Raw genomic sequence first — 25,458 nt, forward strand, 5'->3', positions numbered from 1 at the left:
GCAGCTAGCAGGGTAGGGATCATCAGCACGCCGAACCAGCCCACATACAGGCGGTTCTCGGTGCTGGTCACCCACTGGCAAAACTGCTCCCACAGGGAGGCAGTTTGTTGTCTCTGTAACGTCGTAGTCATGATAAAGATAAGTGCAGGTTGGTGGACTTGATTCATCCGCAAGGGATGACGAGGTATGTATATCTCTACCTTAAACCCAACTGTTACAGTTTGTAAAGAACCTTTAAGTAATCCATGAGAGATAACCACCACAGGCTGTCTCATTGTTGTTCCGGTGCCCTAGCAAGGGTGTCGCTCCAGCAGCAACTACAGAGAGTTGTGGCGATCGCACTGCATCCCAGGCTTGCCGCTTCCGTTCCTGCTACGTTGCCCGTTGCTCTATATAGGTGAAGGGAGAAGGCCTAGGTTGTAGGGCTGAAGCAAGCAACAGAACTGCAGACCTTGGTAGACGAGGCTCGATTGGACGCCAAGGGAAAGACCACGCGATGGAAACAGCATCGCGTTCAGTTCTTCATCATGATCAGTAGCGTTTCACTATTGTTGCCTGCAGTATCTATGGCAGGCTATTCATTCTCTCTATGCCATATGCTCTTGAGACCTCCACCCCTCTTTTGCGTTTGAAAGGGGAGCGACGGCACTTTAGGCTTAGATTGCGATCGCACTTCTCTATTCCCCTAAACACGCTCCTGCCGAATGAACACGGGCGGAGCGATCGAGCGGTCCTTACCTTTGCCAAGTTTTTCTCTAAACCCTCATCCGGTCCCCCCCGATCGGTCAGGCTTTACGACATTTCTGATGCTACTAATTAACACTTAAAATATTTGCTTCCAAATTCAAATCAGCCTGCTCTTTCATGCCCTCGGGTTTTCCATCGCTCTCGGCAAGTAACTCAGTTCAGTCAAATCACCATTCATAGGACCAAACCATCCTCTGTACTGTTGCAGTCTCAGCGGTTGCGTTGGCAACACCGCTTCCTCGAAGCATCAGATCTTCTAAAGTGAGTTGTGCTTGCCATACAACGATGGGTTGATAGGCTGGATAGCACAACTCTGGTTGACAACTTTTTCATTAGATATTGGCTCTAAGATTGTGAGTCAGTGGATCTATTGATAACTATAATAAAATTTAGATTAAGCTAAATTGACTCTAAACCTTTCCTCTAATCCACTAGGTAGAGTGGAAGACAAGGAGCACTGAATGATTCTAGAGGTTTTCTAGCAGTCATTTGAGATTACGATGTGTACCCCAAAGATGGATTGAATTATGGCAGTAAAAAGTAAGGAACCTTTGACAGGCAAAGAACTTTTGGCCAAAGTCAAGGATAATGACAGCCTCACTAAACGAGAACTTGCTAAGGAATGTGGTTACTACACGGTTGGTAAGGAAGGGCAAACCCGTGTGAATCTGGCTGAGTTTTATGATGCTCTGTTGGTAGCGAAAGGCATTCAGCTTGAACCGCAGAAGAGCGCAGACGGAAGAGGTCGAGAAGCGTCATATACCCTCACCGTTCATAAGAATGGTCAGATCGTGATTGGTGGAGCTTACACCCAGGAGATGGGCCTCAAGACTGGGGATGAATTCAAAATCAAGCTGGGTTATAAGCATATTCACCTGGTCAAGCTGGACGCTGAAGGCAATGAAGATCAGTCTTGACGAATTAAGGGTTCCAACTTACACCTTTTAGGATTGATCTTTCAGCCTGGTCATCTTGGTGTGAATAATGCAGCTTGCAACACAGATCAGCGAGCTGCTAGCGGAACCACTCGTAGCAGCTTGCCCAATGAGTTCGTCTTTCTCATTAAGTGGCTGATTCGAGATGATTTGAGCAACCGGGCACTCGGCAGCAGGCAGGCGTTACCTAAGGAGGTGTATCCCACATTCGACTGGGTAAGCGAGGAAGAGACATCATCGCTGTATAGACTCAACAGCCGGGCCTTCCCGGCTGTTGTTTTACCTATCAAAATATAGGAAATAATGTAAAGCTTCTAAAGCTTATGAACTGCGACTACGGCGCAATTATCTCTTCTGAGGATGACGACCTCAAGGGTGGGAGCTAGCGTAAAACTTGGCGTGGGTACATACAGCAGTATTCGTTAAGCGGCATCGTCATACAACTGTATTGTTTGATTGTGGAGCGCAAGGCGGGGCAAGCTCTGTGCTCCAATGAGATGGTCGATTGCCGCGCAGGATCTCTCTCGCCAACTCCCGACTTATAGCTGACTACACAGACGTTCAATGGAGGTAATAAGGCAGTGAGACGAGATAACTCCACCAGTTTTATAGGGAGTTAGCCTAATGGCGCGCGGTAAATACGAATCCACTATTATTATCAGCGGCCCATTTAAACGTCTTAAAGACTGACCTACAGTGTGTGAAGCTGTACTGAATATATAGTCGAGTTGCCCGAGAGTACTTTAGGGAGTTCTCGTTCCTCAACTTTCTTCAGAGGGGCACTGAGAACCCGAAACCACAGTACGGAGAGGGAGGGATTCGAACCCTCGGTCCTTGCGGACACCCGATTTCAAGTCGGGCGCATTCGACCACTCTGCCACCTCTCCAAGGGGGGATGACTACCGAACGGGCAGTCCTAACATCTGTTATATCACTCCAATGACAGACTTCAGATCAATCTAGGTGTTTATAGATAAGGATAATCCTGCCCTCCGAGGGTGTGCCAGACAATTCACAGGCACAAGGGAAGTCGTGAAACGCTGCTGCCTTCGTCAGAATATTTCACATTGACAATGTCAATCTTTGGAGCCACGCTGCCACCTCAACGCGAACCATTAAGGTTTGCTGGTGGCTATGCAATGTCGGCCTACTAATAAACGCTATGAGTCAATCCATGTTCTCGACCTGGCCTGTTTCCATCAGCGCCCCCAAGGCCGCTGTTAAGCCCGAACAGCTGACTAGCACGGAACTGGTAGCCCTCTGCCAGCAACGGCTACGGCCCGAGCGAATGATGTTCGCCGAACTTCTGCGCCGCTACCAAGGCCACGTAGATAAGTTGCTCTACCACCTCGCACCCGATTGGCCCGATCGCGCAGATCTTGCCCAGGAAGTCTGGATTCGGGTATACCGCAACATGCGCCGCCTGAACGATCCCGCTAAGTTCAAAGGCTGGCTGGGCCGCATTACTACTAACTTGTTCTATGACGAGTTGCGGCGGCGTAAGCGCAACCGCGCAACCCTCTCCCTCGATGCTCCCCTTGCCCTTGAGGATGGCAGCATTGATTGGGATGTACCGGCTAGTGCTCCTGGCCCGGTTGACACTATGATGACCCAGGAATTCTACGACCAGCTGCATCGCGCCATTGCCGATCTGCCTGAGGTCTTTCGCACTACCATTGTGCTGCGCGAGATTCAGGGGCTGTCCTATGAAGAAATTGCTGAGATGACTGGGGTATCGTTGGGTACTGTTAAATCTCGCATTGCCCGCGCTCGACAGCGGTTGCAGACTGAGTTGCAGCCCTACCTAGGTAACTAAAGCCAGTACATTTGAGGGTGCTCTACCAACTAACTTTACGTCTTGTGTGATTTGCAAAGCATCGGGAACCGATTTGAGGCAAGTACCTGTCCTTATAGCAATGCCTGGGCAAAAGTAGAAGTCTCTATCTAGGGATATATGTTTTGCTTGTTAGAATTAATCCCCAGAGGTTACCGATTTTAAGGGGTTGGCATTATGATCAGTAGCGGCGGTAAGAACTGACGTATCTAGCTAATTGCTAGATTGGGTCATTGCCCGCCATGGTCGTTGTTTAGTTGCTTATTCCAGGTGTTGTTTTTGGTATGGCTACTTTTTCTTATATGCCTAGCCAGGTTCAGCGTTCATCCTCCAGCGGTGCTAGTTCAGATGAGTCTTTAATGTCTACAGCGTCCTGCTGTCATGATTTAGATGCCACTAAGCGCGATCGCTTCGAGTTGCTAAGCGCCTATCTCGATGGCGAGGTTACGCCCAAAGAACGCCAGCAGGTTTTGTGTTGGCTTCAGCAAGACGATAGTACCCGCATTTTATACAATCGTTTGCTCACTCTGCGCCAGGGGCTACGTACCCAAAGTGGCCCTTCCAACTACGACCCAGAAGAAACCGTTGCGGGTGTTTTTCACAGTCTTAACCACCGACTCAGGCTGGTCACTATGGCGGGTCTGGGAGTGGCCGCCATTGGCGTGATCAATCTTCTATCAGGTGGGGTTGGGGTGGGCAATTCTTCTTGGCGCGTGGCGACGAGTGCTCAGCCTGAGACTCTAAAAATTGCCCTTGATAGACCAGCTTTTCCTATTCCTGAGACGTCGCCAGCTATGTCTACTGATATAGGCAACCCTGTTGAATCTGGCGGTCTTCCTATCGACTCTGAGCTGTAGTGGCTCGAGTTGATGCTTGCTTTAGCTTAAACGACGCAGCGGGTTAGGTTTCTCAAAGAGACCTAGCCCGCTGCGTTTATAAACTTGGATTTACTTATCGATCCCTGGCTTGTCAGGTAGGCCTAAAACTTTTCTAGCTGGTCAAGACGCAGCCAGAAGTTGGGGGTTGGCACCTTGCCAAACTTGACTAAGGCGTAGTCCTCACTGGTTTCTAAGATTTCCCCTTGGGTTTCAAACAGGTAGGGTGGGAACCGAGTATCGCTAGCAGTAGCCTCTAAACTACTTTCTAGCTTGTCGCGCACGGCGCGCACCAGATCGCCACGCTTTAAAGTTGCTGCCATAGATCTATTTGCTATCAACCTCAGCCTTACTGTACACGAAATCCCTAGGCGCAGCACCTTAGGGTATCCGCTAGCGCTGGCTCCTCTAGCACTGGCACTGAGGGCAGTAGTGGGCTGATCGCCCGGCCAGCTTGAGACGGCAGATGGGGGTGTCGCAGCGGCGGCAGGGTTGGCCTTCGCGATCGTAGACCCAGGCAACGCCGCCGTAGTTGCCGTTAATACCGTAGATGTCGCGGTAGTCGCTAAAGGTAGTACCCCCTGACTCAATGCTAGTGATGAGCACCTCACGAATGGCTCTGTGGAGCCGCTGGAGTTGCTTGGAGCCAACGCGATCGCTGAGGGTGAGCGGCCTGATCCCGCTTAAAAACAGCGCCTCATCGGCGTAGATATTACCAATGCCTGCCACCAACCTCTGGTCGAGCAGGGCGTTTTTAATTGGGCGGCGACTCCGACTGAGACGCTGGCGCAGGTAATCGAGTGAAAACTCTTCGTCAAAGGGTTCAGGCCCTAGGGTTTGTAGGCCGGTCATGATGCTGGTGGGGGCAACCCCAGGGGGCACCCACCAGAGGCGGCCGAAGGTGCGCTGATCGACGTAGCGCAGCTCGTGATTATCACTGAGCCAGAGGCGGACTCTACAGTGGGGCTGTACTGGCGTTTTTGGGTCGAGCCACAGCAGTTGCCCTGTCATGCGCAGATGTACCCCTAGATAGCCGCCTGGGCTATCGTCGGATTGGGTGAGCTGCCCCAGCAAGTATTTACCCCGGCGATGCCAGGCCGACAGGCTGGTCCCAGTAATGCCGGTTAAAAACGCTGCTTCATCGTTGGCGGGATAGGCGATCGCGCGGGCCAGCAATACCTGCCCACCTTCTAGCCGATGCCCTGGCGTTACCCGTTCTAGACCGCGCCGCACGGTTTCAACTTCAGGTAATTCTGGCAAAGCTTAACCTTGGGCCGCTGCCCCCTCACGGTGTGTTCCTGAACTATAGCAATCGTGAGGGATGCGCATATAGAAATGACTCTAATAATTAAGGCCCATGCCGAAGCACAGGCCTTAATTGTTGCCTACAACGCTAGTCAACTCCCCATGGTCCCGGTCAGAGCACTGAAGGCAGCTTTCGGCTGGGACTATAGGGCATTGCCTACTAGGCCTTCTTAGCTGCCTTGGGGGCCTCAACCTCTTGAAGCTCGGCCAGCGCGAAGTTGTTGGTGTTGATGCCAGCGTAATTGACGTTATTAAAACGCACTACCGCGGGGTATTTGATGCCGCTTTGGTCGATGGTGGCAACGGTGCCGACTTCCCGGAACCAGTAAGACTCTTTGCGGAGAATGCGAACTTTAGAACCACGTTGAACCATGAACAATGCCCTCTTAAAATCAATATTAATGGCAGCTTGCCCAGGCCAAACCTCAGCCCAGACTCATTGCAGAAAGCCGTGGCTAAGCTTGGATAGGGGGTTATTCCATGTCCACCAGATTACTACGAGTCTTCAACTCCATGGCATTAGGGGGTTTAAGTTTTATTGCAGCCCCGAAAACAGGATCCATAAAAATTAAGGAAGATCGTGGACGAATCAGTCCGCGGTCAGGATGGGTAGCCTTTAGACTGCCCGGAGGACAAAAAGGTGGTGGGGCGATCGCCCCAAATCTTTTCGCTACAATTTTGTTTACATTTCGCAACATAGGGGAATATTAGTAATATCACCCCGCGGGAGACTTGCTCAGCATGCTCACTAACGTCCAGGCTCTAGTCCAAGCCACCGATGGTCGCTACGCCTCTGACCAAGAGCTAATGTTTTTTCAGCAATACCTGGGCTCTGTTAGCACTCGGCTGCGAGCTTACCAAAAAATTCAGGGGGCCGAGCAGCAAATTATTAACCAAGTCCTGACTCGGCTCAAGGTCCAAAAGCCCGATATCTTTTTAGTAGGTAGTCAAGACTTAGCCACCAAGTGGCAGCGAGACACGGTACGAGTGTTGCGCTACAGCGCCACGGCCCTGCTGCTCAATGATTCGGAATGGCTTAAAGACACCCTGCTGATGTGGTTTCAAAGCATCATGCGAGCCTTTGGGGCCCAGGAGAGCTGCAACCTCACCTACACCGTTATGCAGGAGGTGATGACCCAGCACCTCAATACCGAAGAGCTAAGACTGTTTTTACCCATCCTGGAGCTGAGCCGTACCCTTTTGGGTAAGTCTATTTAAGCCCAGCCAGGAGCCGAAATCGTCGGCGTCAACCGATCGCCTAATCGCCACAACACCGGAGCCCAAGTCGCCAATTGCAGCGGCCTGGGCGCTTTCATATGGAGTAATAATTACTACGTTTTGTGTCGTGACAGAAAAGCGTAGGTAGGCGACAATGCTTTATCTCCAGCAGCTTTAGCCCTGGGCAGACAGGTTGGCAACGGTGCGATCGCGCACCTCTGTGCTGTTAATTTTGCGTCGGCCTGGGCACATTACAGCTATCACTGAAAACAGTCTTACAAGGCCTGTTCGAGCTATGGTTATGACCACAGAGACCGCCCACCGTCTGCACCAAAAATTTCCTAAGAAGCATAACCACTATGCCCTGCGGGATTTCTTTCAATTTAATGGCGATTACGGCACCATTACCGACTGGAACGACACCCGTAATGTGCTCACTAGCGAAGACTTCATCATTGGCCTGCTAGAGGGACTGCAAGAAGAAGTTGGTGACGCCTCGGCCGCCATCATGTACACCGTGGGGCTGGAGTGGGGCAAACACGACTCGCTGATATTTGAAGCCTGGTTTGAGCGCGAGTTTGCCATGAGCCCCCGCCGCGCCAACCTGATGTTTTTGCTCGAAACCTGGTGGTGGCCCTTCATTTCTCAGGGCTGGGGCCGGTGGGAGGTCGACATGAGCGATCGCAAACAGGGCTTTATGTTTATCAACGTGTTCGACTCCGCTGTGGCTCGCACCCTGGGTGACGTAGGCAAGCCCGTCTGCCACCTCTACGCCGGTCTGTTTGCTGGGTTTTTTACCGAGATGGTGCGCAAGCAGCTGAGCTGCATTGAAATCCAGTGCTACTCCATGGGCGAGACCTACTGCAAGTTTTTGCTGGGGAGCCGCGAGCGCATCGATGCCGCCTCCTTCTGGATGAATGAAGGGGCCAACGCCCGCGACATTGAGAAGCGCCTGCGGGCTGGGGAAGGTGGCCAATGAGCGTATTTTCTGTAGAGTCGCAGAACCAACCCTGGCTGAGAGAGACGGTTCAGGCCTTCTTTGAAACCGTAGCCTGGGATGGGCGATCGGTTCTCGCCGTTCCGGGGCTGGGGTCAAGCGCCCGGTCAGAGTCGACCATGACCATGACCGTCGGCGATTTCTTCCAAAACATCGCCTGGGATGGACAGCCCATCGTCGGGGTACCAATCTCTCCCCTAGCCACAACGACCACTCCCGCGGCTGACCCCAATCTCGATTTAACCCTGGACGATCTATTTGGCTAGTCCTTGCCATTGCTTAGCCTGCTAGCCGACGGTAAGCGCCATCAACTCGACCACCTGCGCCCCACTTCCCCGGAGATTTGCCATGACCTTCAAGCTCGATACCCTATTTGACTCGCCTGAAAAGCAATACCTCGACGCCAACGACCTCAGCGTTCTGAGCCAGTACGTCAGCTCAATTCCGGAGCGGATGGCAGTCTACCGCACCCTGCGGGACCAAGAAATTGCCATTATGCAGCCCATTGCCGATGCCCTGCAGCAGCAGGCCGGACACCCCGAGCCTTTAGTCGAGCGCAGTGTGCGCAATGGGCTGATGGTGCTGCGCTACGCCGCCATGGCCATGCTGCTCGACGACGACGGCTTTGTGGAAGAGCGCTTGCAGGGCTGGCTGCCCGAGATGGTTAAAGCTTACGAAACCCAGGCGGTCGATCAACAGCTGTTTCAGCTGCTGATGCAGCAGTTGGCCAAGGTCTTTTCGCCGGCCCAGCTCAACCTGCTCAAGCCCAGCATTGAAAAGGCTAAAAGTCTGATGCTCAATACTCGCGAAACCGTCACCCTAGCCGGGTTGCTCTAGGCATAACTAGCGGTTTGGCCGTTGGGGGTTGCCCCCGTCCCGCCAGTGCTCGGCGGGTCTGACCACCATCATCACTACCCTGTGAAGGACGTTAACTATGGTTTCTGTTGCCGATTTACTCACCGATGGCCGGCTGCCCGGCAACTACTTTGCCCAAGATCTCTATGTGCGGGGCTCGACCGAGCTGGGTCTGCTGGAAAATCGTCGCGGCGATCGCCTATTGGCCATCCCTGACTCGCTGCTCCAGGCCATTTATTCTGGGCTAGAAAAAGAAACTGGTCAGGCGTCGGGGCTAGTGCTCTACAACTGTGGCCGCTGGTGGGGCAAAAATTTCTACGCCCGCTTCTGTGAAGAGCTAGCCGACTACTACAAGCAGCCCCTCTCCAGCCTGTCGATGGCCGAATTTCTCCAGTCGCTACAGCAGTGTTGGAAGACCCACGGCTGGGGCCAGATTCATCTGGATATTACCTACCGCGATCGCGGTTTTTTAGGGGTAGAAATCTGGCATTCTCCTTTCACTGCCGCTGCCCCCCAGGGCCAAAAAACGGCAGGCGACCTAGAGCGCGGCATTCTTGAAATCTTCTTTAGCCAGCTCACCGGGCGCGAGCTGCGCTGTGCCCAAACCAGCTGCACAGCCAAGGGCGACGACTGCAATCGCTTTGTTTTGGGCTTACAAAAGCGGCTACAGCCTGTAGAAGCTCTGGTGGCCAATGGCCAAGCCCACCAGGCCATTATGCAAACCCTTATGCAGCAGGGGTAAACACACGGTGGCCCTCACCCGGCAAATTCGGCGATCGCAGTATTACACCTTGGGGCTGGTAGGGCACGGGCAGTTTGGCCGAGTCTACTGCGCCATCCACCGCAAAACTGGGGAACTGGTGGCGATTAAAGACCTCCACAAAGACCGCTTTCCCACCCATAAGTTTTTGCGAGAGCTGCGGTTTTTAATTAGCCTTGAACACCCCAGCATTGTCACCTGCCATGCCCTAGAGCATTCCACCAGCGGTCGCCAGTTGGTGCTTGACTACTGCGAGGGGGGCACGCTGCGATCGCTGCTCGAAAGCGACACAGTACTCACTGTGCAGGAGGTGCTGGGATTTACCCTAGACATTCTCGCCGCCCTGGAGTGCGCCCATCGCCAAGGCATTGTGCACTGCGACATCAAGCCCGAAAACATTCTCATGGAGCTGACGCCTGGGGGCTGGGTGGCGCGGGTCTCCGATTTGGGCATTGCCCGCCTCAGCCAGGAAGCCAAAGAGGCCGATATGGGTCATACCGGCTCCCCCGCCTACATGGCCCCAGAGCGATTTTATAACCAGCATCCTCCTGCTGCCGACCTCTACGCTGTGGGCATTATTTTGTATGAGCTGCTGCTGGGTCAGCGGCCCTTTTCGGGCACTCCTATGGAGTTGATGGTGGCTCACCTCAATCGGCCACCGATTGTGCCCGTCCAGGTTGCCGAGCCCTTTAGCCAGGTGCTGCGCAAAGCGCTACAAAAGCTGTTGCCCAAGCGCTACTTCAGCGCCCAAGCCATGCGCGCCGACCTGACGGCGATTTATCAGACTTACCAAACCCAGGGACTGCTGAGTCAGCCCGCCTGTGCCAAAGCGCTGCCAGAGCTAGATTTGGCCTCAGATTTGCCCTTTGTAGCGCTGCCTCACCCCACGGTGGTGATGGGCTTGGTGCCCCGACCCCATCAAAGCCATCTGATGGTGACCTGTAGCCAGCAGCGGGTATGGTTTTATCACTGGCCTCAAGCAGGTATGGCTACACCTCAGGCCAGTCAAGGCTTTGCGCTGCCCGCGCCAGTGCAAAGGTTTCTGCCAACTCCCCAGGGAGGCTTTTTGGTCACCACAGAATCGCTGCACCTGTTGTCGATGACCCACGGTTTAGGCTGTGTTGCCCAAGGCATTTGCCCCGATGGGGTGGCGGTTGCCCCCAATGGGCGCTGGTTTGCCACCGCTACCCAGGTTGCCAAAGACTTATTCCGCGTAGCTGTGCGTCAGTTGACAATGCCACCGGAGCAAGGGGTCAAAATATCGGCACCGCGAACAGCTGCGGTCGCCGCTGCGGATGGGGATAAACTAGTTACCCTTCTCGCTCCAGACAACCGCCACGCAGCGTTGGTAGTGCGCCGGGGTAGCCGTACGCTGTTTCACGGAGTAACCCGCCGGGGTACTTATCTCGGGGCAGTTGCTGCCTCGGTGCCCATTTACAATTTGGTGCCCACCCGCACCCCCTATCGTTACCTTGCCCTAGAGGAAAACTGCCCCAATGCTCTGCTGATCGTCGACCTGAAGCCATTTAGGATGCTGCGTTACCGGGTCGATATTTCACCACACTGGCTGTTTGAGACAGCTGTAGGCTACGGGCTGCTCAGCCAAGAGGGAGAATTTTTGCTGATTAACGATGAAGGCCGCGTCATCAATCGTACGGCTGGGCTGCCTCGACCGCAGGCTATGGTACCCCTACACTCTAAAACTAGCCCTGACAAATCAGCGCCGATTCAATATCTGTGGAGCGTCAGCGAAGCTGCGAGCAGTCGTATTTACCCTGTTGATCTAGCCGATTTAGCTCCAGACATTCTGTTTTAATCTGAGTTTGACATTAGGTTTAGGAAGTTCGACAGCAGATTTATCGCCCTCAAATTGGGGCAAGAATTGGAGCTATCAAAGGGCGTGGCTAACACTTCGTCACTGCGCTTTTACAAGGATGCAAGTGGTAGCAAAGCATTCTTCAAATCAATAGCTAGCCAAAACATTAGTAGTCTACTCATTAGGGGTGGGCTGAGTGCCGCTTAGGTAGGTTTCCTAAGTGCAGAATGTCTTAGCTCTGGAAATTTGGTAGTGACAGTAAATGTTGTGATTAGCCATCGCTAGCTCGATTAAGAATGCTGCATTATCCTCGGTTGCGATGGCTATTGGTCAATGAACTGACCGGGTTTTGGCAGCAGCTAATATCTTAAGCGCAGTAGCCATCGCTATATTTGGTTGAATGTCATTGCGAAGTTGCGTCGCGTTCAGCCAAAGTTTAGTAGATATCAATTGTTGACGTGTATTGCTCTACTGACTCAAGGTTTAAGGCACATCTTAAATGAAAAATACTTCTGCAAGTAAATCAAAGTATTTAAATCGAAACATCTGTAGCAGCAAAAAACGAGAAATACATAAGAATTGATTGAAATTGTCAAAATATAAAAAGTTGCATAATTTCATAGTTGCTATTAGCGATTTGACGGAAATTACGGAAGCACATTCTCTATTCTATGGCAATAATAAAGAATATCAATGCCTGGGAAAGACTAGGGGAGCGATTCTCAACCTAATTCATGTTTGAAATAGATTGGCCTAAGAAAATTGTTTGGGCTTTTTGAGCCCTAAAAAACCATTTAGTTATTGGGTCGCTTTAATCCTGTCTGAGAAAGATGCACAATCTGCATCAAAACTAGGCCATCAAGTCTGTTGCAGGCAGTAATTTTCCTGATTTCGAAAAACTGTTCATCTGTACTTTAAGGCATCCATTATGTCCACCGCTGTTATTTCACCTGTAGCTCAGTTGCGTTCTGAACTTGGCGACTTTAGTAGTATTATTTGCTTCAGAGCCTTAGTTGTTGGTACCGAAGAAGTCTTGGGTGAAAAGGCTGCTGCGATCGCCCTCATTGGTGCTGGCCGTCAGCGGGGTCGGCAAGTAGCAGAGCAATTAGGTCTTGCCGGGCAAGGTAGGTCGCTTGCATCTGTGGCTGAAGTACTTCAAGCTGCCCTGGGCAAGGATGGCACCCGACTCTGCATTGTTGATAAAATTGTCGAAGCCGAAGAAAAGATTTCAGTTTACTGTCGAGAGACGATTTGTTCGGCTGGAGAACCCGAAGGGTCTCCCCGTCAGCTCACTTTTACACTAGGAGCCATTCAAGGTGTGCTTGAGAGCGTCACAGGAAAGCGTTTGCGCGGCAAGCAAACGGAGTCTGTTCTGCGGGGCGGCAATTTTGACACGATCGAATTTGAAGTGATTGGTTAATTGGTTAAACCAAATGCTGCTTAGAGTCTGTAGTTCTTTTGTAGGAAGAGCTACAGACTTTGACGTAATCAAAGTCTATCCATCCTCATAATTAATTAAAAAATTTAGGTCTGGGTTGGATGAAACTAAGTGTATTCCTACCCCAAACTGGGTTTTGTTAGGTTCTGCTAGTGCGCCACCCAACCTGCTCATAATTGTTGGGCAGTAACAAGTGTGGGCAATATTTTACGGGTGAGACGGTGCTTTGCGGTTAAGGGGGGAACGAGAGTAGCTAAAACAGTGGAGCCGACAACGCTCCCTACGCTGACTGACGATCGCCTTCAATAGGGCATGACTGTGGCAGGCAGACGGTGAACGTTGTGCCCTCCTGCGCCGTCGAAGCGACCTCTACTGTGCCCCCGTGGGCAACAACGATCTCGCGCACAATGTACAAACCCAGACCGATGCTGCCTGGAACCCGTTGCACTACTGATTCTGGTATGGTGTGGCGCATGAGCGGGTCGAAGATTCTTCCTAGCATCTCCGACGAGATCGGCGGCCCTTCGTTATGCACGCTCAAGACCACGCTCGGTCCTTCTGAAGCGATCGATAGCTCGATCGGCTGCTCGGCTGATCCATGCTGAATTGCGTTGCCCATCAGGTTGGAGACGACTTGGCGGAGTCGGGCCGCATCCCAGTCGCCCATGAGGTGGCCGTCTGAGTGAAAGCGCAACGTTCGCTGCGGGTAGGCAACGCAGAATTCCTCGAAGACTTGGCGACAGAGTGTTTCTAGATCAACTGGACCGCGCGTTAACGGTATTGAACTGCCCAGCCCCGTCGAGGCGAAGTCGATTAGGTCGCGGATCAACCGCGTGATCGCTTCCGTGTTGGTCTCGATCACCGACAGCGCTCTGGGAGAGTCTGGGTGTTTGTCTGAGGTGCGTGAGATCAGTTGTGCGGCCATGCTGATGGAGTTTAGCGGGCTGCGCAGGTCGTGGCCGAGGATGGCCAAGAACATGCGACGCGACTGATCGACACGACTGGTATAACTGCCGACGGCTGCGGCGAGCGATTGGTCGATCGACTCGTTAAAGCGGGTGATATCGTCGATGTCGTCGATATCAAGCTGCGGGCGACTCGTGCGCCACAGGCGGAGCACACTGGCACGCAGGGCGCGGTATTCAGAGACGACCTCCATGATGTCAAAGCCTGAACCCACGCGCGCCGCACCGTGCAGTACCGAGGCGTTGTCGAGCTGGTCACTCTCCTCACCAACAGCGCCGCCATGGCCTTTGGACTTGCTCGCATGCTGCGCAGGGCTTTGTCCGATCTGCATGTCCCGCGCGGCTGCCAGTAGCATCGCCTCGGCGTCATCACGCAGGGCGAGCTTTGTCATCTTCATGCCGGGTGTGAGGCTGCGCGCAAACGCTTCCCATTCCACGAGGATGGGCTCGATGTTCCCAAGAATGAAGTCTGCCAGTCGCATGGATTTCTCCGTTGGGAACATCTTCAGAATAGGGGCATGATACCGCTGGGGACGGCCAAAAAGACATCAGCCTAATGCCTCTCTAAGAGTGATTAGAGGGGTGATCGAGTAGAAACACGTCAGCTAATTGCGTCTGAGGGTGATTAGGTGAGAAAAACTCAGTGCAACTACCCCAAAGACTCACTATTCGGAAGGCAGTGCGTGTGGCTAATAGCTGCGATCGCCCTATCCATTAGGGGACGGAGAGCGATCGCACTGGAGCGCCACCCAACCTACGCGACGGCTATATCAGCACGGCTTTATTGGTAAACACGCCCTCGGCGTCTACGTCATAGACAATCGGTACGCCCGTAGCCAGTTCTAGGCTAGCTACGGCCTCTTCGCTGAGGCGATCGAGCACCATCAAAATCGATCGCAGCGAGTTGCCGTGAGCCGCCACCATCACATTTTTCCCGGCCTTTAGCTCTGGCAAAATAGCTGCTTCAAAAAACGGCACTGTGCGCTTTACCGTATCCTCTAAGCTCTCGCCCCCCGGCGGTCGTACATTGAATGATCGCCGCCAGAGGTGAACCTGTTGCGCTCCAAATTTCAGCGACATTTCGGCTTTATTCAACCCTTGAAGATCGCCGTAGTAGCGCTCGTCTAGAGCGGGAGAGCGAATGATTTTGAGTTCTTTGTCGGGTTCGCCAAAGTGGCGATCCCAGCCGTGCCAGTCGGGTTCTGCCGGGTCGTGCCAGATGTAGGGTAGGCGGCCACCGCACACCTCACCGCACTCGGTCAGACAAACGATCGCCGTTTCGATCGCCCGAATCAGCATGCTAGTGAAGCAGATATCGACGGTGTAGCCAGCATCGCGTAGTTTGCACGATGCGATCGTCGCCTCGGCCCGCCCCCGCTCACTCATGGGAATATCGACCCAGCCGGTGAATTTGTTGACCGCATTCCACAGGCTTTGCCCGTGGCGGATCAAAATGAGTTTAGCCATAGCGCAGGCCCGTGGGAGAGAACTATCTATAAGGGTAAGTATCCTTCCTTTGTAACCTTTAGGGATGTTTGACGGGGCAAAGCCAAAGCGGCGCTGGCGACAGGTCGCTGCTTTGGGGCCAAGCTCTCAAAATGCCAACCTGCAAATTTTTTTGCAATACTTTAGTAATACTCTTGTTGCTAAAGTCCCCTCGCTCAACTCTATATGCCTGCTGCCAATCCCCTGCTTGCCCTCGACTATCTGCCTGCCCTAGAGTCTCTGGGGGATGACTACTACGACATCGTAGCCGCCGCCGAATTTCCCAAGCACATCCTGCGGTTTCGCAACGACGATGTGGTGCGGCAGCTCGGCCTCGACCCCGCTGCCGTCAGCGATGATGACTTTACTGAGGCCTTTGGCAAATTCCAGGGGCGCGAACCTTTTTTGGCGCTGCGCTACCACGGCTACCAGTTTGGCGAATACAACCCCTTTTTGGGCGACGGGCGGGGCTTTCTCTACGGCCAGGTGCGCGGCACTGACGGCAACCTCTACGACTTTGGCACCAAAGGCTCTGGCACTACCCCTTACTCGCGCGGCGGCGACGGCATGCTCACCCTCAAGGGCGGCGTGCGCGAGGTGCTAGCGGCAGAAGCGCTCCACGCGCTGGGTGTGAATACGTCTCGGGCCTTTAGCCTAGTCGAAACGGGGCAAGCTCTCTGGCGCGGCGATGAGCCTTCCCCCACGCGATCGTCGGTGCTGGTGCGCTTTAGTCAATCGCACATTCGCTTTGGCACCTTTGAACGGTTGGAGTACCACAACCGCCCTGATCTGATCGCCAAGCTGCTGGAGCATGTGATCGATATTTATTACCCCGAGGCGCGGCTGTTTACCGATACCCAAGAGCGGTATCTGCATTTTTATGGGGAACTGTGCGATCGCGTCGCCCGCCTTGCCGCCCAGTGGATGTCGGTGGGCTTCTGCCACGCTGTGCTCAACACCGACAACATGTCGATCACGGGCGAAAGCTTCGACTACGGCCCCTTCGCCTTTATGGATGGCTACGACCCCCGCTTCACCGCCGCATATTTCGACTATGCCGGGCGCTACAGCTACGGCAACCAGCCCATTATCTGCCAGATGAACCTTAAGGCGCTGCAAAAGCCCCTCAAACTGGTCATGCCCGAGGCGGATCTGGAAGCAGCTTTAGAACCCTTTAAAGGTCGCTACGCAGTCTACTATCACGAGTGTATGCTCCACAAACTGGGCTTTGAAGCCCTCACGGACGATCTGGCCAGCACCTTAGTCAGCCAGACCATTGAATTGCTGAGCGCTATGGAGGTGGGCTATCACGATTTCTTCCTGGGTCTGACCCAGCAATTTTCGGCTGACTGGCGCGACGATGCCAGCCAAATTTTTAGCACCACGCTGCAAGCCTCTGACTCGGCGGCGGTGGCTCCGCTCGAAGCATGGAGCCAGACTTACTACCGTTGTTTGCAAAGTCTGGCTCCAGAAGCTATGGAAGGCGTTGCCTCGCTACTGCAACGTACCAACCCCTCCACCGTGCTCCTGCGCCCCGAAATTGAGGCGATCTGGGAACCCATTACGACTGACGACAACTGGCAACCCTTCTACGACCTGCTGACTAAGATTCAGCATCCGTTTGTTCAGGGCTAGGCCTTCTATTGGGTTGGTCTCAAGAATAGTAGGCATTCCCTGCCCTACGGATCGTCAGCATCTCTTTTGGCAGGGGTAGGGCGTGACCGGCCCTAGGTAAACTGAGATACATAACGTCTTTATAGATGGTCTAAACCCATGGACGACAACCCTACCTCTAGCCCCCTGGCTCCTCCCGCCACCGGCAAAATTTTGCAGTGCTTTAGCGGTTCCTTTGTAGCAGGCACCATCGCTATGCTGGCCTACCGCATGATGCTCTCGATCGCCGCTAACTTTGCCGCCCGCCCCGTGCTGACCGACAATCCAGCCGTGGCGAATATTTCATCCGCCGTGCGTACCCTGGTCGTCGGCATGGCCGCTCTGGGGGCTGGAATCTTTGGCCTAGCCGCCCTGGGGATCTTCTTGCTGGGCATTCAGCTGCTGTTTCAGCGCCTGACCGGACGCCCTTCCACCCTGCAAGACTAGCTGTATCCTCGGCCCCATCACTCTCCTACCCCATCACCCCCGCTCCCCACTACTGCGTAACAATAAAGCAGGCCGTTTTAAGGATGCAGCACAATGACCATCGGGGTTTGGGTACTGGGCAATCAGCTCTGGCACAATCAGGCTGCACTAGCTAGCTGCGAGGGCAAAGACGCTTCGGTTCTATTCATAGAGGCTCAAACCTTTGCTGAGGCACGCCCTTACCACAAGCAAAAGCTGGTGCTGGTGTGGTCTGGCATGCGCCACTTTGCCGACGAATTAAAGAATGCGGGGTGGGCTGTTACCTACGCGATCGCCAACGACACCGAAACTGCCCTACGCAACTGGCTCAAAGCCGAGGGCATCACCGAACTGCGGCTGATGGACGCTACTGACCATCCGTTCACCGCTTGGTTGCAGGGGCTAGACCTGTCCTGCAAGCTAGTGATTCTCGACAACAACCTCTTTCTCTGGCCGGCTGAGGACTTCAACGCTTGGGCCGACAAGCGCAAGGGCCTGCTGATGGAGAGCTTTTACCGCGAAGGCCGCCAGCGCTTTGACCTGCTGATGACAGGCGACCAGCCGATGGGCGGCCAGTGGAACTTTGACAAAGACAACCGCAAGCCCCCTAAGGGCAAGCTCAACACCCCAGAGCCCCACTGGTTCGAGCCTGACGTCACCACCCAGGCTGTGATCGATAGGGTGGAAAAGCTAGAGATTTCGACCTTTGGCGAAGCTACTCCCTTTCGCTGGGCCGTCACCCGCGAGCAGGCCTTGCAAGTGCTGGATGGGTTTATTGCGGAGCGGCTCCAGACCTTTGGCCCTTACCAAGATGCGATGGTGACCGGCGAAGACACTATGTGGCATGCCCTGCTCTCGCCCTACCTGAACCTGGGCCTGCTGCATCCGTTAGAAGTGGTAGAGCGGGCCGAGGCGGCGCTGGCTGAGCATGACCTGCCGCTCAATAGCGTGGAGGGCTTTATTCGTCAGGTAATGGGCTGGCGAGAGTACATGCGCGGTCTGTATTTGCACTTTGATGCTGATTATGGCGATCGCAACTGGTTTGACCACCGCCAGCCGCTGCCCGAGTTTTTCTGGACTGGCGAGGTAGAGATGAACTGTCTGCACCAGGTAATTGCTCAGATTAGCCGCATGGGCTACGCCCACCACATTCAGCGGCTGATGATTCTCAGCAACTTTTCGCTGATTGCTGGGTTTACGCCCCAGGAGGTCAAAGACTGGTTTCACGCGGTGTTTATCGACGCCTACGACTGGGTGATGCAGACCAACGTGATTGGTATGGGTCTGTTTGCAGACGGGGGGCTGCTGGCTTCTAAGCCCTACGCTTCGTCGGCAAACTATGTGAACAAGATGAGCGACTACTGCAAAGGCTGCCGCTACAACCCCAAACAACGCACCGGGGAAGACGCCTGCCCGTTTAACTTCTTTTACTGGGATTTTCTCCATCGCCACCGCGACAAGCTGCAAGCCCAGGGCCGCATGAGCTTCATTCTCAAAAACCTGGACCGGATGGATAGCGAGGAGCTAGAGGTAATCCACCAGCAGGCCCAGGATTGGCATAAGGCCCACCCGTAACTAGAAGTTGTGTTTTGTGACGGTTTGGAAGGGCGATCGCAGCCCCCAGGGCCCTGGGGCTAAAATGCAGATTCGAGGGGTAGATGGTGATTTACCCCCGTAGCGATTGCATCCTTTGTTGAGACCCCGGTATTTGCATGGTTCAAACTGCGCCCCAGACCCCAACCGACACCCTACCCGCTGATAGCTACCTGGTAGTGGGGTTGGCCACCTGCTACCTGCGCCAAGAGGGCGAGACTATCGAGATTCAGGTGCTGGAGCCAATTCCGTCATCCTATTTAGAATCGGTGATTCAAGGGGTGCCGACCTCCTACAGCGCCATCTGTGGCACTACCATGGCCCAAGCCCTAGCGATGGAACTACCCGAGATCGCTGCGGCCCCTGCTCAACCCTGCGCCGACTATGAAGAGCGCATCTTGGCCGCCGCCCGCACCTACCAGTCTCGGCCTGCAGCGGCAGAGCTAGTGCCCGCAGGCACCCTGCGCCGCGATCTCAACTATTCCACCGAGAGAAAGCGGGTGCTCAACAGCCAGCGCAAGATTTCAAAGAACGACAACGTCAAGCAGCACAAATATACCCACGAAGTGCTGTAGGCAGGTTTTGAGTTCAAGGTATAGGGTTCGAGGTCTGGGGATGATTACAGACCTTAAACCCTGAATCCTGTACCTCATACCCCTTTAAATCGGCACAATTGATCGCTGGCAGCTGGGGCAGATGCCGTGAATCAGCAGCTGGCAATCCAAAATGTGGTAGCCGGAGCGATCGGCAGTTTTAGACCCTACCTTAAGCACCGAGTCATTTTTGAACTCGATGGTCTTGTTGCACCGCACGCAAATCAGGTGGTGGTGGTGGTGGGGGGCAGGCTGGTTAATCTCGTAGCGTTTTTGGCCCTCGGCCAGCTCTAGCTCGCGCAAGATACCCATGCGCGCCATTAGCTTGAGGTTGCGGTAAATGGTGGAGAGGCTGATGGGTTCGCCTTCTTTCTCCAGCAGGTCACACAGATCTTCGGCACTGAGGTGAGTGCTCTCAGGCAAATTTTGAAAAGTTTTGAGCATGGTCTCTCGCTGGGGAGTCATGCGCCAGCCGCGCTCGTTGAGTTCGGCTTTAAGGGCTGATGGAGTGTAAGCAGCCATGGCCTGGTTTCTCCCCGCTAGATTTCAATAACTGATCCTTAATGAGAATACTAGCGAACTTTTTGGGGTATTTGCAATAATTTTTCGCTATTGAGAATGACTCCGAAGACTGCTTTAGATGTCTTCAAGTTTGCGTTGGGCGTGGGCCGCCATAACCAAAGTGAGAGCTGCTAAAGGAGCTGTGACGGCCCGTAGAATGTGAGGCCCTAGTGAAACCGGCTGAAAACCGGCGGCGATCGCCCCCTCTACCTCAGCCTCTGTCCAGCCCCCCTCTGGCCCAGTGGCAATCACGGCAGGGCGGGTGGGATCGCTCGCTTGAGCCACCGTTAGCAGGTGAGGGGCATCGCCCCGAGCCACGCAGATCCAGCGGCTGCCCTCGCTCACCTGCTTGAGATAATTCCGCCATGGCAAAGGGGGCAAAATTTGGGGCAGCAGCAGCCGTTCCGACTGTTCGGTGGCTTCGGCGGCGATGCGCTGCCAGCGATCGAGCTTTTTGGGGTTGGGCTGATGCAGGGTGCGATCGCTAATCACCGGCTGTAATGTGCTCACCCCCAGCTCGGTGGTCTGGCGCACGACATCGTCGAAGCCGCTGCCCTTGGGTAGGGCGATCGCCAGGGTAACCGGAGCTTGGTTAGATGAGGATGGCAGAGAGAGGGGAGCGATCGCCGCCATATCTGGCTTTGCAGTCAAAGTAGCAATCCACTGCTGCCCCTGGCCGTCGAGGGCCACAAACTGCTGCCCAGTCCCCAGTCGCAGCACTCGATACAGATAGTGCTGCTGGCTGCTGCTCAGACAAAGCTGGTCAGCTACCACCTGATCAGGCTCAACCATTAATCGCTGCACCGCTTCTCCTGTTGCTTGTCACCGCCATAAACCTTATACCGTGAACCCCAAAAACTAAGGCCCCCAGCTCGAAAGCTGGAGGCCCTGGTTCTTATTAGATGTTTCAGTATAGTACGTACCCTATAGAAGCCTTAGCGGCTTATGACTAATGTAGGCGAATGTACGTAAAGAAGAAATAAGCCCTATGTGAAGTTCTGCTAATTTTCTGCGGTATTTGCCTAGGCGTCGGCGCTATCCCTTGAGCTGTGGACGTTTCATCCTTCTGCTCCAACCTAGCCCCAGAAGCGCAGCACCCCAAATATCCTGGACAATACCCCTTGAAGGCGCTCATTTTTAGCGTACTTCTGCTTTGTCAGCTGAAGGGCAGCCTTGCTATTCACCTCTGCCAGGGTGGGGTAGATGTGAATCATACTGGTCAGCGCGCCGACCTTAAGGTTGTTGCTCATGGCCAACACAACTTCGTGAATCAGCTCCCCGGCGTGGGGGCCAATTAGATGCGCCCCGAGAATCTTGCCGTTGCGGCGAGTGATGATCTTGGCAAACCCCTGACCAGAAGCCTCTGCTAGGGCGCGATCGACCCCGGCAAAATCCTGCTTGAGAATATAGATATCGTCGTAACGCTGGCGGGCCTCGGCTTCAGTTAAACCCACCCGGGCCAGCTCAGGGTCGGTGAATGTTGCCCAGGGTATGACCCGGTAGTTAGCGGTTTTGGTGGGAAACAGCAGGGCGTTTTGCATTGCCACGGCTGCCTCGTAGCCAGCCACGTGGGTAAACCGATAGCCGCCAACCACATCCCCAGCGGCATAGATACGGGAATTGGTGGTTTGCAGCTTAGAGTTCACCGTAATGCCCTCCTTACCCACGGCTACCCCAGCGGCCTCTAGGTTGAGAGACTCGACGTTAGGGGCCCGGCCCGCCGCTAGCAAAATGTCGTCGACTACCACAGTGCCGTTGGTGGTGTAGACGTGCTTTTTGCCGTCGATGACCTCGACTCGCTGGGCGCGGGTGCCGTTGAGAATGCGCACACCATCTTTTTCCATTTGCGCTTGCACCACGGCAGCGGCTTCGGGGTCTTCCTTTGGCAGAACATGGTCTTGGCCGCCGATCAGAGTGACCTCGGTGCCCAAGCGAGCGAAGGCCTGGCCCAGCTCACAGCCAATGGGGCCAGAGCCTATCACCGCTAGCGATTGCGGCTGATGTTTAAGGGAAAAAACCGTCAGGTTGGTGATGTAGCCCGCTTCTTCTAGCCCCTCAATCTTGGGGTTGGCTGGGCGAGAGCCGGTAGCAATAATGTAGCTGCGAGCTTTGAGGGCGCGACCGTTGACGGTAAAGGTGCGGGAGTCGATGAATTCGCCCTTGCCATAGATCACCTCGACCCCAAGCGACTCAAAGCGTTCGGTGGAGTCGTGCACCTGAATGGTGTCGATCACCCGGTGCACGTGGCCTAGGGCGGCCTGGAAGTCAATTTTTTCGAGCTGGGCATGGACGCCAAGCTCGGGGCCGCGCGAGACCTCATGGGCTACCCGCGACGCATGAATGAGGGACTTGCTGGGCACGCAGCCGTGGTGCAGGCAGTCGCCGCCGAGGCTACCTTCTCGCTCGACCAGGGCGACTTTAGCTTTGAGCTGAGCGGCGGCACTGGCGGCGACTAGCCCGGCAGAACCGCCGCCAATAACGACCAAATCGTAGTCAACGGCCATGGTAGTCTCCTTGCCCTGGGGTGCTGGCTGGGAATTCGTTTAATCCTTTCCCTAGAGCATAGGCAAAATTTTTGAGGGCTGCTGAGACCGCCTGAAACGGGAGTTAAGGCTGGGGAGAAAAAGCGAAACAGGAAGAACAAAGAACGAATGGGGATTCATTCTGAAAGGTGCTTTTCTCCCAGCCGTTACCTACAGACCCAGCACGCCTAGCTCATGCTGGCGGGGCACGATGTTGAGCACATCGAGCTGAGCGCAGTATTGCAGGTCGGCTTCATTGTTGAGGCGCAGCAGGCGCTGGCCGTGGCTGGCGTAGTGCATCAAGTCGAGCAGCTGGTCTTGCCACTGTAGGTAAAGGCTGACGGCGGCGATCGCCGCGTCATTCCCCGCCAAATCTTTAAATGTCTGCCCCGTCGCGGCAATAATGCCGTGAATGATGGCTCCAGCACAGACCGTGTCTTCCAAAGAATAAGTGCCCTCCCAGCCTGAGCCAACGATCCACACGGTTTCTGGTTGCTGACTGAGCACAAAATCCACTACGGCCTGGCGCGTCGTTAGGGCGGCGGTGATTACCGTGGGGGCATGCTCAATGCGCTTGAGGCAGCGGGTGCCGTTGGTGGTGCTCATAAACAGCCGCTTGCCGCCGGATAGCTCGGGGGAGTGATCGAGCGGCGAGTTGCCCAGGTCGCAACCCTCAACTTTGCCGCCGCCCCGCTCGCCCGCCCGCAGCCGTTTTTCGGTGGGCCAGGTTTCGCTAGTGGTGAGCAGGTCGTCGAGGTCGCTAAAGACTTGAATGGCCTCGGCCCCCGCTGCCAGAGCTGCCGCCATGGTGGTGGTGGCCCGTAGCACATCAATGGCGATCGCACAGTCGGGCGCACCCTGCTCAGGCACTTCTTCAGGAGTATGGAATAGGAATAGTTTCACGGCTTAGAAATTTACTTAGGGGTTACTGATCGGGATCGGGGTTGCCAGGCGGGGGTAACAACTCATTCTATGCGGGGAGTTGTCCCATTTCTCCAAAAAAAGGAGCACCCCTAGGGGCGCTCCTTAACTTGTGATTCTGCCGTTAAGCAAGGCAGCCTAGGGCAACCACTCCAATACCGCTTCGTCTTTGGTGTTGGTGTGGCGCGAGGGGGTAGCGCGATCGAAGGTCATGTGGATGGCGCGAGTTTGTTCGCCATCTGCCGCTACCGCCATGATTGGATAGTCAATATTGCCGTCTTGGAACGACATTTGGAACCGGAAGGTGCCATCGGAGTTGAGCTTGATTGGCTGCCCACCAATGGTGACGGTGGCATCGGGCTCGGTGGCTCCGTAGACGATCAGCTCGGCATCGGCCACCAGCCAGAACTTACGGGGCCGAATGGGCGGCGCAGAAGCTGAGAAGCCTGCTCCTGACATGGTTAGCCCAGCGCCTGACATAGTGAACCCGGCCCCGGCGAACCCTGCTCCCGACATGGTGAGTTCGTTAAAGGCACCAATGCCCGACATAGTCGGCACCCCAGCCGCAGCACCAGGGACGGCCCACAGCCCGGCTCCGGAGGGGAAGACGTAGGAGCTGATGGCCTTTTCGGGAGCCATAGAACCCGGCACGTGCTGCATGGAGCCGAAGAGTGACCCGGCGACCCGCTGGACCTCGGTGGATTGGGTCATGGCATAGACTTCGTCGTAGATGGCGTTGGTGCTTTCGGCGGCGCGCTGGCTGGGGTGCTTGAGCGCTGCTACAGCCTTGCCGCGCAGGTCGGCCTGCCAATCGACGGTGACAAAATGGTCTTCGACCCAGTCGGAGGGGTAGACGGGGGGAATGTGGACGGGCAGGGAGCGAGCTAGTACTAGCCAGCGGCCGTCGTTGCAGAGATAGCCGATCTCGGCCACGTAGTCGCGATCGCTCACCGGAATGGGCAGGTACCACTCCCGCGCCATTTCGTCACACTCGTACTGCTGCAAGCTGTGGGGAGTTTGGCGCAGAAAATCAATATCGGTGACGTCGTAGAAGCGCAGAGCCAGCCGTGAGCCCCCCTGCCGCCGCAGCTCGTCTTTGTGGGTATGGGGAATATCCCAGTAGCAGTAGGCCCACTGGGGGTCGCGGGGCATGAGCACAATGCGGCTTTCACCGTAGCCGCTGGGCAAATCGGCTAGGCCATCATCCACGGTGGCCAAGACCTCCACCGGGGGCGGAGTTGGAGCTGTGTAGGCGGGAGTCGCCCCAGCGGTAGCGCCGGCCATAGCGGGTACCACCGCTGGCACCTTTGGGACAGAAACTGGCGCTGCTCCTAAACTGCGCTTGGCGTCAATAGCTTGAATGGCCTCAATTAGCTCGGTCTTGCGCATGCGGCTGTAGCGGGACACCTCATACTCACTGGCCACTTTGCGGAGCTGCCGCAGGGTCATTTCTTCTAAGGGTGGGCGGGGGGAAGACATAGAGCACTCTCCTCATAGAGACCAGGACGACAGACGATCAATCACGACAGGCCGAAGGGGATAGCTGCCAGCGGAGGAGCGCTACTGATCCCGCGCGGGATCGGTAGCGGTCTCCGTCTAGAATCTTTCTGCCTAGCTGCCGGGCTTCAGGTTCAGGTGGGGATCAACCGTTGCCATGTAGCATGCCAAAAACTACCGCTGGGATCAAGCCCCTGGCAAGGCTTTTCTGGCTCTGTTAGCGAAGGAGTAGGGGTTCGGGGATCAATTTGTCACAAGATCATGACAAATTGATCCCCATGCGTATTATTGCGTCAGGAAATCATGACTTTAGCGATGGCTGGGAACGGGATAGGGAGGAGCGATCGTCCGGTTCTCTACCATGCGTTCCGATTTCGCATCCCCTGCTAGAGTTTGGAGATGCGAAGGTGATTGACGCCAACT

The 25,458-nt window shown here is 54.8% G+C and carries 24 protein-coding genes, 1 tRNA gene and 1 pseudogene; 14 read left to right on the top strand and 12 right to left on the bottom strand.

The window, feature by feature from the left end:
• A pseudogene (locus NC979_RS21180) lies at window positions 1–131 on the bottom strand (photosystem II q(b) protein); the annotation flags it as partial.
• A gap of 1,143 nt (window positions 132–1,274) precedes the next feature.
• Between NC979_RS21180 and NC979_RS21185 the strand changes: the two are divergent.
• Entirely contained in the window at window positions 1,275–1,664 is a 390-nt protein-coding gene (locus NC979_RS21185) for an AbrB family transcriptional regulator (protein WP_190515661.1), read from the top strand.
• Between the two features lie 822 nt (window positions 1,665–2,486).
• On the opposite strand, the gene NC979_RS21190 is transcribed toward NC979_RS21185, so the two are convergent.
• A tRNA-Ser gene (locus NC979_RS21190) sits at window positions 2,487–2,569 on the bottom strand.
• Between the two features lie 275 nt (window positions 2,570–2,844).
• On the opposite strand from NC979_RS21190, the gene NC979_RS21195 reads away from it, so the two are divergent.
• Both NC979_RS21195 and NC979_RS21200 read left to right on the top strand, forming a co-directional pair.
• Window positions 2,845–3,498 carry a sigma-70 family RNA polymerase sigma factor gene (locus NC979_RS21195; RefSeq protein WP_190515663.1) on the top strand — a complete coding sequence of 218 codons (654 nt, stop codon included), beginning with the start codon at window positions 2,845–2,847 and terminating at the stop codon, window positions 3,496–3,498.
• Between the two features lie 377 nt (window positions 3,499–3,875).
• Window positions 3,876–4,373 carry an anti-sigma factor family protein gene (locus NC979_RS21200; protein WP_190515665.1) on the top strand — a complete coding sequence of 166 codons (498 nt, stop codon included), beginning with the start codon at window positions 3,876–3,878 and terminating at the stop codon, window positions 4,371–4,373.
• Between the two features lie 122 nt (window positions 4,374–4,495).
• Here NC979_RS21200 and ndhO read toward each other — a convergent pair whose 3' ends face one another.
• From ndhO to NC979_RS21215, 3 genes are all read right to left on the bottom strand, one after another.
• Complete coding sequence (ndhO, locus tag NC979_RS21205) at window positions 4,496–4,714, bottom strand: NAD(P)H-quinone oxidoreductase subunit O (protein WP_190515667.1); 219 nt, start codon at window positions 4,712–4,714, stop codon at window positions 4,496–4,498.
• An 85-nt stretch (window positions 4,715–4,799) separates the two neighbouring features.
• Window positions 4,800–5,651 carry a DNA-formamidopyrimidine glycosylase gene (locus tag NC979_RS21210; RefSeq protein ID WP_190515670.1) on the bottom strand — a complete coding sequence of 284 codons (852 nt, stop codon included), beginning with the start codon at window positions 5,649–5,651 and terminating at the stop codon, window positions 4,800–4,802.
• Between the two features lie 205 nt (window positions 5,652–5,856).
• Window positions 5,857–6,069 carry a photosystem I reaction center subunit IV gene (locus NC979_RS21215; RefSeq protein ID WP_190515672.1) on the bottom strand — a complete coding sequence of 71 codons (213 nt, stop codon included), beginning with the start codon at window positions 6,067–6,069 and terminating at the stop codon, window positions 5,857–5,859.
• Window positions 6,070–6,437: 368 nt separating this feature from the next.
• Between NC979_RS21215 and NC979_RS21220 the strand changes: the two genes are divergently transcribed.
• The 7 genes from NC979_RS21220 (at window position 6,438) to NC979_RS21250 (ending at window position 12,762) form a co-directional block, all read left to right on the top strand.
• Window positions 6,438–6,914: a globin family protein gene (locus NC979_RS21220; RefSeq protein ID WP_190515674.1), complete on the top strand. Its 477-nt coding sequence runs from the start codon at window positions 6,438–6,440 to the stop codon at window positions 6,912–6,914.
• 295 nt (window positions 6,915–7,209) lie between these two features.
• Window positions 7,210–7,893 (top strand): V4R domain-containing protein, encoded by a 684-nt coding sequence (locus NC979_RS21225; protein WP_190515678.1) that lies wholly within the window; start codon window positions 7,210–7,212, stop codon window positions 7,891–7,893.
• The gene (locus NC979_RS21230; RefSeq protein WP_190515681.1) at window positions 7,890–8,177 is read left to right on the top strand and encodes a hypothetical protein; all 288 of its coding nucleotides are present in this window, start codon (window positions 7,890–7,892) and stop codon (window positions 8,175–8,177) included. The genes NC979_RS21225 and NC979_RS21230 overlap by 4 nt, the downstream gene beginning before the upstream one ends.
• Window positions 8,178–8,259: 82 nt before the next feature.
• The gene (locus NC979_RS21235; protein WP_190515684.1) at window positions 8,260–8,748 is read left to right on the top strand and encodes a globin family protein; all 489 of its coding nucleotides are present in this window, start codon (window positions 8,260–8,262) and stop codon (window positions 8,746–8,748) included.
• A 97-nt stretch (window positions 8,749–8,845) separates the two neighbouring features.
• Window positions 8,846–9,508: a V4R domain-containing protein gene (locus NC979_RS21240; RefSeq protein ID WP_190515686.1), complete on the top strand. Its 663-nt coding sequence runs from the start codon at window positions 8,846–8,848 to the stop codon at window positions 9,506–9,508.
• Window positions 9,509–9,515: 7 nt separating this feature from the next.
• Window positions 9,516–11,342 carry a protein kinase domain-containing protein gene (locus NC979_RS21245; protein ID WP_190515688.1) on the top strand — a complete coding sequence of 609 codons (1,827 nt, stop codon included), beginning with the start codon at window positions 9,516–9,518 and terminating at the stop codon, window positions 11,340–11,342.
• A 928-nt stretch (window positions 11,343–12,270) separates the two neighbouring features.
• Entirely contained in the window at window positions 12,271–12,762 is a 492-nt protein-coding gene (locus NC979_RS21250; protein ID WP_190515690.1) for a hypothetical protein, read from the top strand.
• A gap of 298 nt (window positions 12,763–13,060) precedes the next feature.
• Here the strand turns inward: NC979_RS21250 and NC979_RS21255 are convergent, their stop codons facing one another.
• Both NC979_RS21255 and NC979_RS21260 read right to left on the bottom strand, forming a co-directional pair.
• The gene (locus NC979_RS21255; RefSeq protein WP_242023879.1) at window positions 13,061–14,227 is read right to left on the bottom strand and encodes a sensor histidine kinase; all 1,167 of its coding nucleotides are present in this window, start codon (window positions 14,225–14,227) and stop codon (window positions 13,061–13,063) included.
• A gap of 283 nt (window positions 14,228–14,510) precedes the next feature.
• The gene (locus NC979_RS21260; RefSeq protein ID WP_190515695.1) at window positions 14,511–15,212 is read right to left on the bottom strand and encodes a 2,3-bisphosphoglycerate-dependent phosphoglycerate mutase; all 702 of its coding nucleotides are present in this window, start codon (window positions 15,210–15,212) and stop codon (window positions 14,511–14,513) included.
• 204 nt (window positions 15,213–15,416) lie between these two features.
• Here NC979_RS21260 and NC979_RS21265 point away from each other — a divergent pair, with 204 nt between their 5' ends.
• The 4 genes from NC979_RS21265 to NC979_RS21280 all read left to right on the top strand — a co-directional run bounded on the left by NC979_RS21265 (window position 15,417) and on the right by NC979_RS21280 (window position 19,516).
• The gene (locus NC979_RS21265; RefSeq protein ID WP_190515697.1) at window positions 15,417–16,865 is read left to right on the top strand and encodes a protein adenylyltransferase SelO; all 1,449 of its coding nucleotides are present in this window, start codon (window positions 15,417–15,419) and stop codon (window positions 16,863–16,865) included.
• Window positions 16,866–17,003: 138 nt separating this feature from the next.
• Entirely contained in the window at window positions 17,004–17,330 is a 327-nt protein-coding gene (locus NC979_RS21270) for a DUF3082 domain-containing protein (protein ID WP_190515699.1), read from the top strand.
• A gap of 93 nt (window positions 17,331–17,423) precedes the next feature.
• Window positions 17,424–18,923 carry a cryptochrome/photolyase family protein gene (locus tag NC979_RS21275; RefSeq protein ID WP_190515702.1) on the top strand — a complete coding sequence of 500 codons (1,500 nt, stop codon included), beginning with the start codon at window positions 17,424–17,426 and terminating at the stop codon, window positions 18,921–18,923.
• A gap of 137 nt (window positions 18,924–19,060) precedes the next feature.
• Complete coding sequence (locus NC979_RS21280; RefSeq protein WP_190515704.1) at window positions 19,061–19,516, top strand: hypothetical protein; 456 nt, start codon at window positions 19,061–19,063, stop codon at window positions 19,514–19,516.
• A gap of 84 nt (window positions 19,517–19,600) precedes the next feature.
• Here the strand turns inward: NC979_RS21280 and NC979_RS21285 are convergent, their stop codons facing one another.
• From NC979_RS21285 to NC979_RS21305, 5 genes are all read right to left on the bottom strand, one after another.
• The gene (locus NC979_RS21285; RefSeq protein WP_190515707.1) at window positions 19,601–20,056 is read right to left on the bottom strand and encodes a Fur family transcriptional regulator; all 456 of its coding nucleotides are present in this window, start codon (window positions 20,054–20,056) and stop codon (window positions 19,601–19,603) included.
• 114 nt (window positions 20,057–20,170) lie between these two features.
• On the bottom strand, window positions 20,171–20,899 hold the full coding sequence (locus NC979_RS21290) for a 16S rRNA (uracil(1498)-N(3))-methyltransferase (protein WP_347403893.1): 729 nt from the start codon (window positions 20,897–20,899) through the stop codon (window positions 20,171–20,173).
• A 272-nt stretch (window positions 20,900–21,171) separates the two neighbouring features.
• The gene (locus NC979_RS21295) at window positions 21,172–22,599 is read right to left on the bottom strand and encodes a dihydrolipoyl dehydrogenase family protein (protein WP_190515712.1); all 1,428 of its coding nucleotides are present in this window, start codon (window positions 22,597–22,599) and stop codon (window positions 21,172–21,174) included.
• Window positions 22,600–22,788: 189 nt separating this feature from the next.
• Complete coding sequence (locus NC979_RS21300) at window positions 22,789–23,520, bottom strand: 2-phosphosulfolactate phosphatase family protein (protein WP_190515716.1); 732 nt, start codon at window positions 23,518–23,520, stop codon at window positions 22,789–22,791.
• Window positions 23,521–23,676: 156 nt separating this feature from the next.
• Window positions 23,677–25,017 (bottom strand): DUF4912 domain-containing protein, encoded by a 1,341-nt coding sequence (locus NC979_RS21305; RefSeq protein ID WP_190515718.1) that lies wholly within the window; start codon window positions 25,015–25,017, stop codon window positions 23,677–23,679.
• Window positions 25,018–25,458 lie beyond the last annotated feature (441 nt).

The sequence above is a fragment of the Leptolyngbya subtilissima AS-A7 genome (genome assembly GCF_039962255.1).
GTDB lineage: Bacteria > Cyanobacteriota > Cyanobacteriia > Phormidesmidales > Phormidesmidaceae > Nodosilinea.